The 18,092-nt window shown below is 61.9% G+C and carries 13 protein-coding genes; 4 read left to right on the top strand and 9 right to left on the bottom strand.

All coding sequences use genetic code 11. The features are described 5' to 3' along the window. Positions 1 to 2: 2 nt before the first annotated feature. From DXC79_RS02200 to DXC79_RS02165, 8 genes are all read right to left on the bottom strand, one after another. The gene (locus DXC79_RS02200; RefSeq protein ID WP_117635085.1) at positions 3 to 1,757 is read right to left on the bottom strand and encodes a [FeFe] hydrogenase, group A; all 1,755 of its coding nucleotides are present in this window, start codon (positions 1,755 to 1,757) and stop codon (positions 3 to 5) included. Positions 1,758 to 1,807: 50 nt separating this feature from the next. Beyond that, entirely contained in the window at positions 1,808 to 3,640 is a 1,833-nt protein-coding gene (locus DXC79_RS02195; protein ID WP_117634838.1) for an NAD(P)-binding protein, read from the bottom strand. A gap of 256 nt (positions 3,641 to 3,896) precedes the next feature. Then, positions 3,897 to 5,279, bottom strand: a complete 1,383-nt coding sequence (locus DXC79_RS02190) for a 6-phospho-alpha-glucosidase (RefSeq protein ID WP_117634836.1) — start codon at positions 5,277 to 5,279, stop codon at positions 3,897 to 3,899. Between the two features lie 3 nt (positions 5,280 to 5,282). Next, positions 5,283 to 6,899: a PTS transporter subunit EIIC gene (locus tag DXC79_RS02185; RefSeq protein ID WP_117634834.1), complete on the bottom strand. Its 1,617-nt coding sequence runs from the start codon at positions 6,897 to 6,899 to the stop codon at positions 5,283 to 5,285. Positions 6,900 to 6,998: 99 nt separating this feature from the next. Next, entirely contained in the window at positions 6,999 to 7,853 is an 855-nt protein-coding gene (locus tag DXC79_RS02180) for a PRD domain-containing protein (RefSeq protein ID WP_117635084.1), read from the bottom strand. Positions 7,854 to 7,871: 18 nt separating this feature from the next. Continuing rightward, positions 7,872 to 8,384, bottom strand: a complete 513-nt coding sequence (locus DXC79_RS02175) for a PTS glucose transporter subunit IIA (protein WP_158549076.1) — start codon at positions 8,382 to 8,384, stop codon at positions 7,872 to 7,874. A 280-nt stretch (positions 8,385 to 8,664) separates the two neighbouring features. Further along, positions 8,665 to 9,426, bottom strand: a complete 762-nt coding sequence (locus DXC79_RS02170; RefSeq protein WP_117634833.1) for a 4Fe-4S dicluster domain-containing protein — start codon at positions 9,424 to 9,426, stop codon at positions 8,665 to 8,667. A 626-nt stretch (positions 9,427 to 10,052) separates the two neighbouring features. Continuing rightward, complete coding sequence (locus tag DXC79_RS02165; protein ID WP_199408624.1) at positions 10,053 to 12,323, bottom strand: DEAD/DEAH box helicase; 2,271 nt, start codon at positions 12,321 to 12,323, stop codon at positions 10,053 to 10,055. 560 nt (positions 12,324 to 12,883) lie between these two features. Between DXC79_RS02165 and DXC79_RS02160 the strand changes: the two genes are divergently transcribed. The 4 genes from DXC79_RS02160 to DXC79_RS02145 all read left to right on the top strand — a co-directional run bounded on the left by DXC79_RS02160 (position 12,884) and on the right by DXC79_RS02145 (position 16,510). Next, complete coding sequence (locus tag DXC79_RS02160; RefSeq protein ID WP_117634831.1) at positions 12,884 to 15,226, top strand: cation-translocating P-type ATPase; 2,343 nt, start codon at positions 12,884 to 12,886, stop codon at positions 15,224 to 15,226. Positions 15,227 to 15,373: 147 nt separating this feature from the next. Next, the gene (locus tag DXC79_RS02155) at positions 15,374 to 15,595 is read left to right on the top strand and encodes a heavy-metal-associated domain-containing protein (protein ID WP_117634829.1); all 222 of its coding nucleotides are present in this window, start codon (positions 15,374 to 15,376) and stop codon (positions 15,593 to 15,595) included. Positions 15,596 to 15,636: 41 nt separating this feature from the next. Next, complete coding sequence (locus DXC79_RS02150; RefSeq protein ID WP_117629570.1) at positions 15,637 to 15,909, top strand: metal-sensing transcriptional repressor; 273 nt, start codon at positions 15,637 to 15,639, stop codon at positions 15,907 to 15,909. Between the two features lie 127 nt (positions 15,910 to 16,036). Continuing rightward, entirely contained in the window at positions 16,037 to 16,510 is a 474-nt protein-coding gene (locus DXC79_RS02145; protein WP_199408623.1) for a hypothetical protein, read from the top strand. A gap of 153 nt (positions 16,511 to 16,663) precedes the next feature. Here DXC79_RS02145 and DXC79_RS02140 read toward each other — a convergent pair whose 3' ends face one another. After that, a complete protein-coding gene (locus tag DXC79_RS02140; RefSeq protein ID WP_233502938.1) occupies positions 16,664 to 18,034 on the bottom strand; it encodes an amidohydrolase family protein in 1,371 nt (456 codons plus the stop codon). Positions 18,035 to 18,092: the final 58 nt, after the last annotated feature.

Raw genomic sequence — 18,092 nt, 5'->3', positions numbered from 1 at the left:
CGTTAGCACATCCCTTCGTTAGGCATCGTCCAGGCGTGGTGGTCAGTGTGCAGCAACTCCTCGGCCAGCGGCGAGAGCGGCGCACCCAAGAACTCGCGGTAGCACGCCCGGACATCGGGGTTCTCGTGCGAGAAGCGAATGTCCGCAGCGGCATCCAGGCCCCACAGCACCTGACCGCGCTCGGCTGCCAGCTCGCAGCCGTCGTGGATGGGCTGACCGCCGCCACCGACGCAGCCGCCCGGGCACGCCATGACCTCAACGAAGTCATAGCTCACGCGGCCGTCACAAATCGCGTCGAGCAGACGGGCAGCGTTGCCCAGCCCGTGTGCCACGGCGACGCGCACCTTGGTGCCATCGATATCGGCCACGGCCTCCTTCCAGCCATTCAGGCCACGCACGTCGGTAAAGAAATCCGCATCGGGGTTCTTGCCCGTCACCAGGTAATAGGCCGAGCGCACGGCAGCCTCCATCACGCCTCCTGTGGCGCCAAAGATCACGCCCGCGCCCGTGCCGAAGCCCAGCGGCGTATCGAGCAGCTCCTCAACCAGCGTGTCCACGCTCACGTGGTTCGCGCGGATCATGCGCACCATCTCGCGTACCGTCAGCGCAACGTCAACGTCGGGCGCGCCGTCCTCGCCCACCATGCTCGGCAGCGCGCACTCGGCCTTCTTGGCCGTACACGGCATCACGGACACCACAAACAGGCGCTCGGGCTCCACGCCCAGCACCTTGGCGTAGTAGGTCTTGGCGATGGCGCCGAACATCTGCTGTGGCGACTTTGACGTGGACAGGCTGTCGACAAACTCCGGGTAGCGCGCCTTCACAAAGCGCACCCAGCCCGGGCAGCAGCTCGTAAACATGGGCCAGCCGCGGCTGTCGCCTTCGCCCTTGGCGGCCTTACCCAGGCGTTCGAGCAGCTCGGAGCCCTCCTCCATAATGGTGAGATCAGCCGAGAAATCGGTATCGAACACGTACTCAAAGCCCACGCGGCGCAGCGCGCAAGCCAGGCGCTCGACGGTAGCCTCCTCGCGCGGAATGCCGAGCTCCTCGCCCCAGGCGCTACGCACGGCCGGCGCAATCTGCACCAGCACGATTTTGTCGGGATCGGCGAGAGCATCGAACACGGTCTCGGTATCGTCGCGCTCGCGCAGTGCGCCCGTCGGACAATGTGTAATGCACTGACCGCACGCGACGCAATCGGTCTTCCCAATCGGCGCACGCCCGCGGGTGCCCACGGCAGTATGCGTGGCGCGGTTGGTCAGGTCCCAAATCCCTAAGCCCTGCACGCTCTCGCACACCTTGATGCAGCGCATGCATTTAATGCACTTGTCATTATCGCGGATGATAGGGAAATCGAAGTCCCAGCCCTCGCGCGCCAGGTGCTGCTCGTACGGCAGATAGAAGATGCCCAGGTCGTTGGCGATGGTCTGCAGGTTGCAGTTACCGCTGCGCACGCAGCTCGTACAGCGCGAGTCATGCTGGGACAGCAGCAGCTGCACGTTGGTGCGACGCGCCTCGCGGGCCTTGGGGCTGTTGGTGTGGACCACCATGCCGTCGAGTACGTAGTTGTTGCAGGCGGCAACCAGCTGGTCGCAGCCCTCAACCTCGACCACGCACACGCGGCAGCCGCCGATCTCGTTTAGATCGCGCAAGTAGCACAGGGTGGGAATCTGAATGCCGACGGACTTGGCTGCGTCTAGGATCGTGGTGTGCTCGGGCACCACGACCTCGCAGTTATCGATCGTGAGCTTGACCATGTTGAGTGCTCCGCTTTCGGTGTTGTCGCTGACAGTGGTTTTGTTGGGCTCTACCATTCCAGGTTCCTCCCTCCACGGAACGCGCCAAAGCCAAAGTGGTCGCAACGCAGGCAGCGGCTTGCCTCCTGGCGTGCCTCCTGTTCGGTAAGGCCCTGCTCGACCAGATTCCAATCGTGGATGCGTTCGCCGGCCTCGCGCTCGCCCAGCTCGCAGCGGCCGCACTCGTGCTTGCCCTTAAACTGCACGGTCGGCAGCTCAACGTCGAGCTTGATCTTATGGTCAAAGCCCAGGTAGCGGTCGATATTTGCCGAAGCCACGCGGCCGGCGTTGATGGCTCGGATGACGGTGGCGGGACCGGTCTGGCAGTCGCCGCCGCTAAAGAGGCCATCGAAGTTGGGCACGGCGCCGTCCGAATCGGTGACGACGCGACCCCACTTGCAGGCGATACCCATGTCCTCAAACGGCTTGGAATCGATGTCCTGGCCAATGGCCACAAACACGCGCTCGCAGGAAATGACGCGCTCGGGCGTGGCGGCGGCACGCGGGGCCGGACGCCCACGACGGGGCTCACCGATAATCTGCGGCTGCACGCGCAGGCCGCTCACGCGACCATCTTCATCCGTCTCGATGGCGAGCGGGGCCGTCAGCTCCAGAACCTCGCAACCCTCGGCCTGGGCGCCGGCAATCTCGGCATCCTGGGCCGTCATGTCGCAGATACGACGGCGGTAGACGATGCTCACCTTTTCGGCACCGCAGCGCACAGCAGAACGGGCCACGTCCATGGCAACGTTGCCGCCGCCGATGATGCACACGCGCTGGCCGCTCAGGTCGGGCAGCTCGTCGTCACCGATGGAGCGCAGCATCTTGACGGCCGATTCCACGCCGGTCGCCTCTTCACCCGGAAGGCCGAGCTTCTTGTCGCTGTGGGCACCGATGGCCAGGTAGACGGCATCGAACTCGTCGCGCAGGCGGGCAAGCTCCTCGCCGTTGACGGAGTGGTCGAGTTCCACGTCGATGCCGGCGCTCAAGATCCAGTCGATCTCGGCCTGCAGGCGCTCGCGCGGCAGACGGTAGCTGGGAATGCCGTAGCGCAGCATGCCGCCCAGGTGGTGGCGCTGCTCAAAGATGGTCACCTTATGGCCCATCACGGCCAGGTAGTAGGCACAGGAAAGGCCGGCCGGGCCGCCGCCGATCACGGCGACGCGCTTGCCGGTGTTGTCCACTACATGGGGCTTGTGGTCGTTGAGGTCGCTGTGCTCAACGGCAAAACGCTTGAGAGCGAGGATGTTCATGGGGTCGTCGACCATGCCGCGACGGCAGTGCATCTCGCAGGGGTGCTCGCATACCAGGCCGCAGACGAGCGGCAGCGGGTTGTTTTTGCGGATGACTTTGACGGCGTCGGCATAACGGCCGGCCTCGACGAGCGAAATGTACCCGGGAATGTCGACGTGCGCCGGGCAGCCCGATACGCACGGAACGCGTGCCTCGCGGTCAAAGCCGCAGGAGTGCTCGCGAATGTGGTGCTCAAAGTCGTCGCGAAAGCCGCGAATGGCGGTAAGCGCCATGGCGCCGGCCTCGTAGCCGATGGCGCAGTCGCTCGAAAGGTAGATGGTGCGGGCGGTGCGCTCAATCAAGTTGAGCGTGGACTCGTCGGCGCGGCCCTCGAGCACATCGGCGAGCAGATCGCTCAGCGCGCTCAGGCCCACGCGGCAGGGTGTGCACTTGCCGCAGCTCTGAGTGGAACACAGGTTGACGAGCGCTGCCGTAAACTCAACGGGACACGGGGCGAGCGAACTCACCGCCAAGCGGCGTCCGAGTGCATCGTGCAGGTCGTCCATGACGGCCTGGGCGTGGCTGCGTTCCATTACATGCAGTCGAGCCATAAGATCCCCTCTCACATGGCAGCCCGGAGGCGAAGCCGGGCGAAATTGCTACATGCACAACACTGACCTAAAAAGTTGTTAGGTCTCCACGCAGTTCGGCAGGCGGCATGAAATGTCACCCTCAGCGGTGAAATAGAACATTACCGCAGATAAATGCCATATTTGATAAAACGCGTTACCAAATGACAATGCCCCGTCCACGCAATCACGTGGACGGGGCATTGCTCTAGGTATGCGGCCAGCGACCCTGTTGCCTTTACTTAAGCTCGGGCCAGAAGTCCTTGTTGGCCTCGATCATGTCGTCGAGAACCTCCTTGGCGACCTTCATCGACGGCACGGTCTTGTTGAGTGTGAAGGCCTTGAGCGCCTTCTCGTACGAACCCTCGATCGTAGCCTCGACCACGAGCTTCTCGGAGTTCAGCTGCTGCATCATAAGACCTTGCTGGAACAGAGGAATGTTGTCGCGGCTGATGACCTCGGGGCCGTTCTTGCCAATGTAGGCAGGCAGCTCGACCATAGCGTCGTAGGGCATGTTGGGGATAGCGCCCTTGTTCTCGCAAATGACCAGGAAGCGCTGCTTGGTGTCGTTCTTCAGAGCGATAGCCAGGTCGGCAATCCAGTCGCCGTGGCTGCCCGCATAGAACGTGCTCTCGTCGATCTCGCCCGTCTTCTCGTAGTGATCGATACCATCAAAGAGGTTCTTCTCACGCGTCTCCTCAACCTCGTTAGCACGGGTGCGCTCGGGGTTGGAATGCTCGACGAACTCCTTCTGCTGCAGGTAGTAGTTCAGGTACGTGTTGGGCAGGTACTCCGGGAAGCACTCCATGATCTCGTACTCGCCCTTCCAGACGTAGTACCAGCTGCCCTTGGTGTGGCGGTTCTGCTCGGGGTGCTCGTCAGTGGCCTCCTCGGGCTTCTTGGACATCAGCGAGCCCATGCCCTTGAGGTAGGAGTCGGGCAGTAGAATCTCGTGCTCCTTGATGTACTCGCGCAGCTGCGGCAGGACCTCCTCGCCCTTGTGGCGGATCGAGGTGAACCAACCAAAGTGGTTGAGGCCAAAGTAATCGTACTCGACATCCTTCTTGTCGATATCGAGTGCGGCGCAAACCACGTCGATGATCGCGATCGGCATGTCGCAGATGTTGATGATGCGAGCGTTGGGACGCAGCACGCGGCAGCCCTCGGACACGATGGCAGCAGGGTTGGAGTAGTTGAGAATCCAGTAGTCCTTCTTAGCGTACTTCTCAACGTCATCGATCAGCTCGACCATGGGGAAGATGGTGCGCATGCCGTAGGCAAGGCCGCCGCAACCGCAGGTCTCCTGGCCCACGCAGCCGTGACGCAGCGGAATCTTCTCGTCCTGCTCGCGCATGGCGTAGCCGCCCACGCGCATCTGGGCAAACACGAAGCTGGCATCCGTAAAGGCAGTCTCCTTGTCGGTGGTCACCGTGAGCTTGATGTCCAGGCCGAGGTCCTCGTGCAGAATCCAGTCCACGAGCACGCCGATCTTGCGCTGGCGCTCCTCGTTGATGTCGTACAGACGAATCTCGTCAACGTCGAGCTCGTCCTTGCGCAGAGCGATGGACTTGACGATGCCGGGGGTAAAGGTGGATCCGCCACCACACAGAGTAATGATCATTGTTTACTGCTCCTTCTCAATTGCATTCTCGACTTTGTCGCGCATCTCGGCGACCTTCATGCCAAAGATGATCTGGATATTGTTGCCGTTGCGGTTGATGCCGCTGTTGGGCACGTGGTTGATGAGGTTCTCATCGATGAGGTCCGGGTTCTTAACGTTCACGCGGAGACGCGTAAAGCAGTTCTCGAGCTCCTCGATGTTGTCCTTGCCGCCAAGACCTGCGACCAGGTCGGCAATACCTGCATCGACGCCCTCTGCGGGAGCTGCGGCAACAGCGCCCTGCTTCACCGCGACAGACGCGGCGGCCTCGCCCTCGGCAACGGACTCAGCAAGCTCGGACTCCTCCTCGCGACCAGGCGTGTGGAGGTTGAGCTTCTTAATAAGGAAGGTGAAGAGGAAGAAGTACAGCGCGGCGTTGACGACTCCGAGCACGAGCATCATCGGCCAGTTGGTCTTATCGACACCAAGAACCAGGTTGGAAACCACGATGTTGATGATGCCGCCTGCAGTCGAAGCGGGCACGGAGAGGACCTTGAGCAGGACCAGGAAGATACCGGAAAGAACCGAGTGAACGACAAAGAGCACGGGAGCGGCAAAGACAAAGAGGAAGTCCATGGGCTCGGTCACGCAGGAGAGCACGGCGGTGATGATCAGCGGGATGATAACGGCCTTGGTCTTATCCTTGTTCCCCTTGTAAGCGGTGAAGATAAAGGCGAGACCGATACCGATGTAGGGCCACAGATTGTTGAAGGTATAGCTGTTGAAGTAGGTGCTATCGGAGAAGGGCTGGCCCGTCATTGCCATCTCGGCAACACGGATGGGATAGGCGCCGGCGATAACCTGATCGCCCAGCGTAAGGGTGCCACCCACATCGGAGAACTGGAACGGGGTGTAGATGAGGTGGTGCAGACCGGTGGGAACGAGCAGCTTGTTGAGCATGCCGTAAATAAAGAGGCCGATGTTGCCGGATTCCTTAATAATGCCGGCGACGGAGGAGATGGCACCCTGAACCGGAGGCCAAACGATGCAGAAGCCCGCGCCCATGATCCAGGAGATGATGATCATGATCAGGAACGGGAAGCGAACGCCCGAGAACATCGAAAGGGCAATGGGGAACTGCTTGTTCGAGTACTTGTTGAACACGGCGCCCGTGATGCAGCCCAGGATGATGCCGCCAAACACGCCGGTATCGAGCACCTGAATGCCCATAACGGTGCTCTGGCCGGTTCCGGTAAGGCCGAGCATGCCGCTCGCTTCGGCAAGAGAGCCGGTGGCGTTGAGCACGATGTTGTTAGCCTGCAGGAACAGGAAGAACGACATCAGGGCAATCAGCGAAGCATGGCCCTTGTTCTTCTTTGCCATGGCGCCGGCGATGCCCACGCAGAACAGAATCGAGAGGTTGTTGATGATAAACATCAGCGACTGATAGACAACGGCGCCCACAAGCTGGAACGGACCGGAGCCCAGCACAGGGATCACGGCGCAGATGGTCTTGTTGGTCAGAATGATGCCCACGATGAGCAGGATGCCGGCAACCGAGAGATACATCATCGGCTGAACGATCGACTTCGCGAACACCTCCAACGGCGCTTTGAAATTGAACTTCTTTTTTGCGGTCATAGCGGTACTCCCCTTCCTTTTCCGCAAATTGAGATAGGTGTGCCCTGGACAAGACCGTGAGCCTTGCCTTATATCAATCGATGTGTGGGCACGTTATGCCTAGAGACCAGGTTCTCCAAGCAGGTTAACAATGTGATATGCGAGATAACTCTTCTCGGCATCGGTAACGACAACGTTATAGGTAGACGCTAAGTGGTCGGCAATTGACTCCGCACACGAGAACGCCCTCGGATACGCCGTTTCATCGATACGGAACAGCGCGTCGCCATTGACCTGCCCCGCCGCGGGATCGAGCGCTCGCTGCGCAAAAAACTGCAAATGGCGAACGAAACGTTCGTACGGCAACGAGGTGACGTCAAGGGTCGTGGCATAGTGCTCGGAAACAATCGCGAGCACGTCGCGAACAAGCTGGACCGAGACGATTAGACGGTCGGAGCGTTGCGGCATGGTGGCGTTGACGATATGCAAGGTGATGAAGCCCTGCTCCTCCTCGCTCATCTGGATGCCCATATACTCCTTGATAATCTGCAGCGCACGGCCCGCAAGCGCATACTCCTTGCGATAGAACTGCTGGATCTCGAGCAGCAACGGATTCTCACAGGGAACGCCCTTGCGCTCGCGCTCGAGGGCGAGGCTGATATGGTCTGCGAGAGCGATGAGGATCTTGTCATTGATATCGACATTGAGCTCTCGACGAAGCATCTGAACGATGTCCTCGGCAATCACGAGGTTGACGGTGGGGATGGACTCCAAAAGATGTGCCAAGCGGTCAATCGTGCGCGAATCCTGAGAAGTGCCCTCCTGCAGCGCATAGGTCTTTTCGACCGATGCCTCATCGATAGCGTCGCCGGCATGGCGGCCAAAGCAGAGGCCTCGGCCGATGACGATGAGCTCGGAGCCATCGTCCAAAGTGACCATTGCGACGTTATTGTTGAAAACTCGCTTGATAACCACGGTACCCACCACAAGAATTTACTCGGAAAGCCAGACGACAGGCTCTTTAACAGCAACAGGGCCGGAAGCATGCTCACGAAGAGTCGAGTTCTCCGAGCGCTCGCACACGATAACGAAGACCGTGGGGTCGAAGCCAGCGGCGCGAACCGCGTCGAAATCGACCTCGACGAGGGGCTGGCCCGCGTCGACATGGTCACCCTGAGCAACAAGCGCATGGAAGCCCTTGCCCTCAAGTTTAACAGTGTCGATTCCGATATGCAGCATCACCTGAGCAGAGCTGTCGTCGGACATGATGCCCAGCGCGTGCTCAGTCGGAAACAACGCCGCGACGGTGCCGGAAACAGGAGCGCACACCGTTCCCTCTTGGGGAACCACGGCAACGCCATCGCCCACGGCACGGCTGCTAAAAGCGGGGTCATTGGTATTTTCTAGATGAACAAGCTCGCCGGAAACGGGAGCGAGGATTTCGAACTCGGAAGCTGCAGTCTTCTGCTCATCCGAACCGCCCATCAGGCGAGAAAAGAAACCCATGGTGGCATGTCCCTTCATAAATATAGCCCAACCAAAATCAAGCGAATGCATCCATAGAGACACACCCGTTCAAAGACTTTGGTTAGGCCCACGTCCGAGGGACTCGGTAACCTTCCGCATTTCTTTTTGCGGGAGCTATTGTAGACAAGCCCAAAGCCAGAACAATCATTATGACCGGTGAGCGGTATTTTTTCTCCGATAAACGGTATTTAGGCGGCACTTAGGGACGTTCCTTTCCCGCCGGCACCCAGGGGCACTCCTTGCAGCAATTTCGCATGCGTTAGATGAAGAGCTCGCATTCCTTCCGCACGACGCAAGCCTTGCTCAGCATCTGGGAAACAGCGGATAGCTTGTTGGGATCAAGCTTGCGAGCGCCTCGCGGGCATACGGCGATGCAGCGCATGCAGGAGATGCACGCCTCGTCAGCTGCTCGCTTGGGGTCGCCCTTGTCGATAGCACAAACGGGACACGCCGCGGCGCATGCACTGCAGGAGACGCATTCCTCTGTTGCCTCGGGTGCCATACGGCGACCTCCAGCTTGTTTATAAGGACGATTGCCGGGGATAGAGGGCTCGGACGCATCCTCAGCCAACAGCTTTTGCTGAATTTGCTGCGCAAACTCTGCGAGCTGCGCCGCATCCTGCGCATCCGGTCGCCCAGCAGCAAACTGACGAGCAACGGAATGCTCAGCAATAGCAGAAACAGCTGCAACCACCCTAAATCCGGCGCGCTTCGCAACGTCCTCCAGCTCTACGAGCGTGTCCTCAAACGCGCGGTTTCCGTATACACAAACCAAAACAGCCCGAGCCCCGTTGCCGCGCACCATGCCCAACCGGTCAGCCACCACAGCCGGAATTCTACCGGCATACGCCGGCACAGAGATTACGGCCACGTCGTCCTCAGTCATCGAGACAGCGCTGAGATCTAGCCCGCTATCGGTCAGATCGACGGTAACGGTATTATTGTCCAGCGCCCCGGCCACAAGGCCAGACACCTTCCGCGTTCCACCCGTCGGACTAAACACAATTTCGAATACGCTCATCGAGGCACCCTCTCCCTACGCCTGGCAACGCGTCAAGCCGTTTTCACATTCAGACAGAGCATACGGCGCATGGGGGGAGCTCCCCGTTTCGGTGCGCCAGGCACCCCAATGCACCCACCCTACGCTGTCTGCCTCTTCGTTTTGTATAAATTACGGTACAGATTGTATATATTTACGGGATACCGCCGCGTTCTCCTGAGGTACCCCATCCTGGCCCGTGCAAAAAACGGAGTATTCTGCAACGTGACCGCGCCAGCACCGCCGCGGGTGGGCAAAACTGTAGGGCGCCGTATCATTCTAAGTCCCGACATGGCGAGAATGACGCGCCCCCTGCTCCGGAAAACGGCGAAATCTGACTCGGAACGCTCGCCAGGGATATCCGAAGGCCACCGTTGGCGACGTCGAATCATATGCAGACAACTCGAACTGCAGAATACTCCAAAAAATGCACGGCGCACCCCATAGGACCCATTGCTGCATGGCAGGAAACAAGCCCACGGCATCCTCTAGATGCATTCCCGAGGAAATCACATTTGAACTAGCGATCGGATACGGCAAACAAAAGGGCCCCGAACGTAGTTGCTCGGGGCCCTTGGTTCACCTCGCTCTAGCGAGCGATGCGTATGTTATTTGCGCTTGCCGCCGCCGTCGCCGGGGCGACGGGAGCTGCCACCGCGCTTGCCGCCACGGCTGTTGCCATAGCTGCCACGATTATCGCGACCGCCGGCACGGCCGCCGCGGGAGCCGGCCTGGTTGCCGCCACGCCCGCCACGATAGCCGCCACGACGCTCATCGCGGGTGTCGTCGTAGTTGCGCCAGTCATCGCGACGATCGCGGCTGGCACGCGGGTCGCGACGATCGCGCGACTCATTCGAACGACCGGCGCCGCCGCGGCCGCCATTGCTGCGAGCACCCTCGCGACGCTCGCCGCCGCGGCCACCCTCGCGGCCTCCGCGCTCGTCAAAGCGCTTGCCGCCGCGGGACTCGCCGCCGCGGGTACCACGCTCGTCACGCGAGCCACGGCCTTCGCCGCCACGGCGCTCATCGCGCCCGCCGCGCTCGCCATCGCGACCGGAGCGACGACGGTCACCCGAACCGCGCTTGCCACCGCGCGAACCGCGGCCCTCGTCTTCGCGCTCAACACGACGACGACCGCCACGGTCCTCGTCTTCACGACGACGGCGGTGCGCTTCGCCCTGGAACTGCTTGGCACGGCGCTCGGCACGGTTCCCGCGCGGGGTCTGCTCGACAGCAGCAGCACCCCCGCGCTCCTCGGCAGCCACCTCGCGAGCCACGCTCTCCACAGCCTCGTCCACGCGAGCCTGAACGCCCTCGCGCACGCGGGTCTTGCCGCCGCGCTTGGGACGGCTCGGACGCTCGCCGTCGCCGCGACGCTCATCGCGACCGCGGTTGGAACGACCGGCAACATCGCCGTAATCGTCGCCGTTGCGCTTGCCGTCGCGACGTGCCTGCTCGAGCTTCTTCTTGCTCTTGGACTTGCCGCGCTTGGTCTTCTTCTTCACCTTAAAGGCCGCAGGGTCGCGCTCGGGATCAACCGCGGGCGGGTTGGGACCCACATGCAGGTCGCCGGCCTCGTAGATGTCGGCGGTCTTGTCCATGAGCTTCTCGATCTCATAGAACTCATCGACGTCCTGCTCGGTCACAAACGTGATGGCCCAGCCCAGCTCACCGGCACGGCCCGTGCGGCCGATGCGGTGGATGTAATCGGTCGGCTCGGCCGGCACGTCAAAGTTCACGACATAGCGCACGTCGCTGATGTCGATGCCGCGAGCGAGAACGTCGGTTGCCACCAGCACGTCGACGGTACCGTCGCGGAAGGCCGAGAGCGCGCGCTCGCGCTGGGCCTGGCTGCGGTTGCCGTGAATCGCGGCGGCCTTGATGCCCTTGCGCTCCAGACGACGGCAGCAGCTGTCGGCGCGGTGCTTGGTGCGCATAAAGACGATGGTGCGCTCCGGGCCCTCCTTTTTGAGGAACTCGGGCAGCAGGTTATTCTTTGCCTCGATGGACACCGGGAACACAAACTGATCGACGGTGTCGGCGGTCGACGTGGCCGGCGCGATCTCCACGCGGGCCGGGTCGCTCACCAGGTCGGTGATCTCGCCCACGGCCTCCTCGTCGAGGGTCGCCGAGAACAGCAGCGTCTGGCGCTCGGCCGGCGTCTCGCGCACAATGCGGCGGACGGCGGGCAAAAAGCCCATGTCGAGCATGCGATCGGCCTCGTCGAGCACCAACACCTTGACCTCGTCCAGGTGGCAGGCGCCCTGCTCGATCAGATCGACCAGACGGCCCGGCGTGGCGACCAGGATGTCGCAGCCGTACTTGAGGGCAGCGGTCTGCGGCTTGTAGCTCACGCCGCCCACGACGGTCACGGCGACATGGCCGGTGACGTCGGCGATCTTGCCGGCGACCTCATCGATCTGCTGGGCAAGCTCGCGCGTGGGGGTGATAACGAGCATCACGGGGCCGCGGCCGTTGCCCTCGGGCTTTTTAGCACCGCGACGGCGGTTGCGGCCGCCGCGCTCGCGCACGGGTTTGGGAGGAGCGATGTGCTCCAGATTGTTCATGGTCGGCAGCAAAAAGGCGGCCGTCTTGCCGGTGCCGGTCTGGGCGGCGGCAAGCAAGTCGCGGCCCTCAAGCACCACGGGGATCGAACCGGCCTGCACGGGCGTCGGCGCCGTGTAGCCCAGGTTCTCGATGGCACGAAGCATCTCGTCGGAAAGGCCCAGCTCGTCAAAGGCGGGCAGGCTCTCGGTAGCGGACTCGACGGCCTGGGCAGCATTGGCCTCATCGGCGGCATCGAAGGCAGCCTGGGTCATGGCCTCACGGGTCTCGTCCAGGATCTCGGCGTCGGTGACGTCGGATACAGAATTACGCATATGTTGTTGTTCCTTATCTGCACGCGCAATGGGCACGGCATGCGGCCGCGCGGGCGTGCTTGGTAGTGCGCTAATACATACAAAAACGGGTGCGCACAGAGAGGACGTTGCTCAGCACGCTGGCGATCGCTTTGGCAGCCCTATCACGCGCCGTCCAGACGCAGCAGCTCTAAGCGATGGAGCAGATTCGCCGCCGGTTAGTATACCCGCACTCCGTATGCCCCCACGTAAACCACAGATGACGAGGCGGACGGGGCGGACCTGGGCCAATTGTCTCAATCTGTAACAGATACTCAGCAAAAACCGGTCCAGCTGTTATAGATCGAGACAAACTCAAACCTCGCAAAACAAAATCTCGATCTATAACAATTAGAGGTCATTTTCCCTGCTAGATGTTACAGATTGAGATGTTTGACAGGGACTGACAACGATTGAGCAGCCACCCTCATCTGTATCGAAATGTCATACATTTCTTTCTGCACTGGACACCCCCAGGGGGTATGGGTGTACAGTATCAGCAGGTTAACAATTCCAACACCGAACCACGGAAAGGAGAAGCCATGACTCAAGATAAGTTCGACGTGGGCGGCATGACATGCGCCGCCTGCCAGGCGCACGTGGACCGCGCCGTAAGCAAACTCGACGGCGTCCAAAGCGTCGCGGTCAACCTACTCGCTGGTTCCATGATGGTCGACTATGACCCCGCGCAGGTCTCCCCCGAGGATATCTGCACCGCCGTCGACCGCGCGGGCTACTCGGCCTCGCCCGTCGATGCGGGCACCGGCGCCGCTGGCTCAAACGGCAGCGTGCAAGCCAGGTCCGGCGCCGCCCATATGGAGTCGCCGACCAAAAAGCTGAAGGCCGCCGCCTCTGCCATGCGCACCCGCCTCATCGTCTCGATTGCCTTCCTCATTCCGCTGTTCTACATAGGCATGGGGCACATGCTCGGTTGGCCGCTGCCCGGCATTTTCACCGACCATACCCACAGCATGACGCTCGCCCTCACCGAGCTCGTCCTGCTCATCCCCATCGTCTACGTCAACGACGCGTACTTTATCGACGGATTTAAATCGCTCGCGCACGGCGCGCCCACCATGGACGCGCTCATCGCCGTAGGCGCCACCGCGTCGATCGCCTGGTCGCTCTATGCCATGTTTATCATGGCCGACCAGCTAGCCGCGGGTCAGGTGCACGAGGCCATGATGACGAGCATGGACAATCTCTATTTTGAGAGCGCCGGCACGATCCTGTCGCTCGTCACCGTGGGCAAATACCTCGAGACGCGCAGCAAGTCCAAAACTGGCGGCGCCATCGAGGCGTTGATCGACCTAGCGCCCAAGACCGCGACCGTCGTGGCAGAGGACGGCAGCGAGACCACCGTCGACGTCGACAGCATCCTTCCCGGCCAGGTTCTGCGCGTGCGCCCCGGCGAGTCCATCCCCGTCGACGGCGTGGTGCTCGAGGGCGCCTCCGCCGTAGACGAGAGCGCGCTCACCGGCGAATCCATCCCCGTGGAGAAAACCGTCGGCGATACCGTCAACGCCGCCACCGTCAACCGCACCGGCTCGTTTACCTTCCGCGCCACACGCGTGGGTGCCGACACGTCGCTTGCCAAGATCATCCAGCTCGTCGAGGACGCCAATGCCACCAAGGCGCCTATCGCCCGCCTGGCCGATAAGGTCGCCGGTGTGTTTGTGCCCGTGGTGTTTGTGATCTCGGCCGTGACCTTTGCGGTGTGGATGGCACTGACCGGCAGCATCAACGAGGCGCTTACCTCCGCCGTCGCCGTGCTAGTGATCAGTTGTCCGTGCGCGCTGGGCCTGGCCACCCCCGTCGCCATTATGGTGGGCACCGGCAAGGGTGCCGAGATGGGCATCCTGTTCAAGAGCGCCGAGGCGCTGGAGAATCTGCGCAGCGTGGGCACCGTGGTGCTCGACAAGACGGGCACCGTCACCCGCGGCAAGCCGGCCGTGACCGACATTGTGGTTGCCGCGCGCGCCGACGGCTCGCCCGCCATGAGCGAAAAGGCGCTGCTCAAGCTGGCCGCCGCGCTGGAGCGCTCGAGCGAGCACCCGCTGGCAGAGGCGATTATGGCCGAGTGCGAGGCACGCGGAATCGTCGCGCGCATGGTCGAGGACTTTGCCGCCGTGCCTGGACGAGGCGTTACGGCGCGCGAGGGGCAGAATGTCATCGCAGCCGGCAACGTGCGTCTGATGAACGAGCTGGGCGCGGAGGTGCCCGCCGGTCTTGCCGAGCAGTTCTCTGCCGAGGGCAAGACGCCGCTGTTCTTTGCCAAGAACGGCGAGCTCGTTGGTACCATCGCCGTGGCTGACGAGGTCAAAGAAACGAGTGCCGAGGCCATCGCCGCGCTGCGTTCGCTCGGCGTCGACGTGCGCATGCTCACCGGCGACAACCGCGTGACGGCCGAGGCCATCGCCCGCCGCGTGGGGCTGAGCAGCGAACAGGTCATCGCCGACGTCCTGCCCGCCGACAAGGAACGCCACGTGCACGAACTGCAGGATGCGGGCAGCAAGGTCGCCATGGTGGGCGACGGCATCAATGACTCCCCCGCCCTGGCGCGCGCCGACGTGGGCCTCGCTATCGGCACCGGCGCCGACATCGCCAAGGAGGGCGCCGACGTGGTGCTCATGCGCAGCGATCTTATGGACGTCGCCCGCGCCATCGAGCTGTCGCGCGCGACAATCCGCAACATCAAGCAGGACCTGTTCTGGGCACTGTTCTACAACGGCATCGGCATTCCGCTGGCAGCGGGCGTGTTCTTCCCACTCACCGGATGGCAGCTCTCGCCGATGTTTGGCGCTGCGGCCATGAGCCTGTCGAGCGTGTGCGTCGTAAGCAATGCGCTGCGCCTGAAATCCTTTAAGCCTAAAGTGGCAAAATAGGCTCACCATTAAGTCCATTTAGAACGGGTTTTCCAGGTGCCCGAGATTGACCTGAAAGAGGAGCGACGCGTACTTTGGTACGCGAGCGACGGCTTGAAGGTCAAGGTCGGGCACCTGGGAAAGCCGACATAACAGAGAGGAATACCCATGCGTTACACGATTAAGACTTCCGGCCTTATGTGCGGCCACTGCGACGCCACCGTCGAGACGGCGTTGCTCAACGTGGTCGGCGTGACCGACGCCGACGCCGACCATGAGACCCAGACCGTACAGGTGGAGTGTGCCGACACCGTGACCGCCGAGCAGCTCGCTGCCGCCGTCGAGGGCGCCGGCGAGAAGTTCCACGCCCTGTCTGTGACCGCCGCGTAACGACCCGCACGTACCCCCCCAACCAGAAACGAGAACCCGCCATGATGGCAGACCATAAATCGGTGACCCGCATGCTCAAGACGGCACGCGGGCAAATCGACGGCATCCTGCGGATGGTCGATGAGGACCGCTACTGCGTCGATATTTCTACGCAGCTCATGGCCACACAGGCGCTCCTCGCGCGCATCAACGCCGACGTGCTCAAGGCGCATATCGAAGGCTGCGTGACTTCGGCAATCGAATCGGGCGACGAGGAGCTCAAGGCCGCCAAGCTTGCCGAGATTGAACGCGTCGTCGACAAGCTCTCCAAGTAATTGGGGCATTGGGAACAATCTTCTTTGCACCGTCTTGGTGTTCTGGGGACAGATATGTTTTAACCTGTCCCCTTTGCACCAAATCGGGTATAAAGGCGTGCAGCATATCGAACGAAAGGCAATTCGCTTGAATGACTTTATGAAGGGTCGCAACGGCGCCGACGAACTCACCGTCGTGTTGGGCTTCGCAGGCATTATCATCGCGATGATCGGATCGATGGCCCATATTCAGTGGCTCAGCTGGATCGCCATCGCCGTGATCGTGTTGGGCGTGCTGCGCGGCCTGTCCAAAAACATCGACGCGCGCCGCAAGGAGAACGATGCCTTTGTCACGGCGACCGCAAACGTCCCCGGCCTGGGCAAGTTCGTCGCCAGCTTGGGCGGCGGGGCTGCAGCTGCCAACGCCTCGCGCACGGCCGGCACCAGCAAGGAAGACTTTGAGCGTGCCAAGCGCACGGCCAAGAAGATGTGGAAGGGTCGCAAGACCACGGCCTACCTCAAGTGCCCCAACTGCGGCCAGATGCTGTCCGTCCCCAAGGGCAAGGGCAAGATCCGCGTCACCTGCCCCAAGTGCCACGCCAAGATGGAAACACGCTCCTAGGCATCGCGCCGTGGGGCAAATGAATCAGTAGTGTTTGTCTCAAATCTGAAGCATTTATTCGATAAAAAAGCCGAGGCCTCTTGCTGAGACCTCGGCTTTTTTGTATAAGGCGGCGGCGTTCGACGAGCCGACTGTCCACCGTCACACCGGCGCTTACGCCACGCCGTCGCGGGCGAGCTCCTCGGCCAGCGCTTCGGCAGGCACGGCCATAATCGCGTCGAGCTCGGCGTCCACCTCGGGAATACGCTTCACCTTGAGTTTGCGCACCAGGTTACCGCGACACATCACGTGTATCGGCTCACGCAGAGCGCACAGGTCATCGAGCGGGTTCTCGTGCGTCACCAAAATGTCGGCCGCCTTGCCGCACTCAATCGTGCCGGTCTCGTCACCCAGGCCCAGTAGCTCAGCATTGACTTGCGTGGCCGTATGCAGTGCAAACGCATTGCTCACGCCCACGTACTTGGCATAATAGGCCACCTCGCGCCACATGTCGTACTGGGTCACGAACGGGCAGCTCGAGTCCGTGCCCAGGCCCACCTTAACGCCGGCTTCCAGCGCCGCACGAGCGCTCTCGATAATGCCCGAGCACACGATGTCGCCGTTCTTCTTTTGCGTGTCGGTCGAATGGGTCTTTTCCGGATCGAGCAGTACAAACGGCAGCGCCGGACTAATCGTGCAGGTCACGCTCGGCGCGCGTCCCTCGAGCTGTGTTCCCGCGGCGCCGCGGTACAGCTCCAGGATCTCGGGGGTCATCGGAGCGCCGTGCTCGATTGTGTCGACACCGGCCTGAAGCGCGGCCTTCACACCTTCGGTGCTCTCGACATGGGCCATGACCGGAAGGCCAACCTCGTGCGCCGCCTTGCACGCCGCCGCGGCGACATCGACCGGCATGCGCAGCACGCCCGGCTCGCCTACTTCGGTCGCATCGAACACGCCGCCCGTCACGAACAGCTTGATGACGTCGGCACCGCGCGCATACAAGTCACGCACTTGTTCGGCCGCCTCATCGGGGGTATCGGCGACCTGCGCGAACAGCCCCGCACCGTGACCGCCCGGCACCGTGACACCCGTTCCCGGCGCCACCAGACGTGGACCCTGATACTTGCCGACGTCGATAGCGTTGCGCACGGCAATATCGGCAAACAGCGGGTCACCCGCACCGCGCACCGTGGTCACGCCGCTTGCCAACTGTTGCTGGGCACTGCCTTTGAGGATGTGGCGAACGATGGCGCGGCCCACGGGATTGTCGAGCTTCTTCATCAGTGCACCCGCATCGCCCGCCGAAACCGGCTTGCCCGAGCCGCACAGATGCACATGCATATTGATGAGACCTGGCATGAGATACGCCCCTGCCAGGTCGATGACCTCGGCACCCGCCGGCGCCTGCGCCACAGCACTCGGCCCCATCCATGTGATGACACCGCGCTCAACGGCCACGGCCATATCGGGCTGCGGCTCCATATGCTCCGAGCCATCCAAAACGGTCGCATTGATAAACAACGTGGGACGATCGGCAGTCGCCATATCGAGCTCCTCCCTCTCAGAAAACTTCAACATTTGTCCATTATTACCTAGCGCGGCG

This window comes from Collinsella sp. TF08-11AT, assembly GCF_003437035.1.
Classification (GTDB): Bacteria; Actinomycetota; Coriobacteriia; order Coriobacteriales; family Coriobacteriaceae; genus Collinsella.
The sequence above is the reverse complement of the archived record's forward strand: the minus strand, read 5'-3'. Positions and strand labels throughout refer to the sequence as shown.

Excerpts from the sequence above, each read along its gene's own strand:
- DXC79_RS02150 (WP_117629570.1), top strand. The coding sequence starts at position 15,637 with ATGATGGCAGACCATAAATCGGTGACCCGCATGCTCAAGACGGCACGC.
- DXC79_RS02170 (WP_117634833.1), bottom strand. The coding sequence starts at position 9,426 with ATGAGCGTATTCGAAATTGTGTTTAGTCCGACGGGTGGAACGCGGAAG.
- DXC79_RS02160 (WP_117634831.1), top strand. The coding sequence starts at position 12,884 with ATGACTCAAGATAAGTTCGACGTGGGCGGCATGACATGCGCCGCCTGC.
- DXC79_RS02155 (WP_117634829.1), top strand. The coding sequence starts at position 15,374 with ATGCGTTACACGATTAAGACTTCCGGCCTTATGTGCGGCCACTGCGAC.
- DXC79_RS02200 (WP_117635085.1), bottom strand. The coding sequence starts at position 1,757 with ATGGTCAAGCTCACGATCGATAACTGCGAGGTCGTGGTGCCCGAGCAC.
- DXC79_RS02140 (WP_233502938.1), bottom strand. The coding sequence starts at position 18,034 with ATGGCGACTGCCGATCGTCCCACGTTGTTTATCAATGCGACCGTTTTG.
- DXC79_RS02190 (WP_117634836.1), bottom strand. The coding sequence starts at position 5,279 with ATGATCATTACTCTGTGTGGTGGCGGATCCACCTTTACCCCCGGCATC.
- DXC79_RS02175 (WP_158549076.1), bottom strand. The coding sequence starts at position 8,384 with ATGGGTTTCTTTTCTCGCCTGATGGGCGGTTCGGATGAGCAGAAGACT.
- DXC79_RS02185 (WP_117634834.1), bottom strand. The coding sequence starts at position 6,899 with ATGACCGCAAAAAAGAAGTTCAATTTCAAAGCGCCGTTGGAGGTGTTC.
- DXC79_RS02195 (WP_117634838.1), bottom strand. The coding sequence starts at position 3,640 with ATGGCTCGACTGCATGTAATGGAACGCAGCCACGCCCAGGCCGTCATG.
- DXC79_RS02165 (WP_199408624.1), bottom strand. The coding sequence starts at position 12,323 with ATGCGTAATTCTGTATCCGACGTCACCGACGCCGAGATCCTGGACGAG.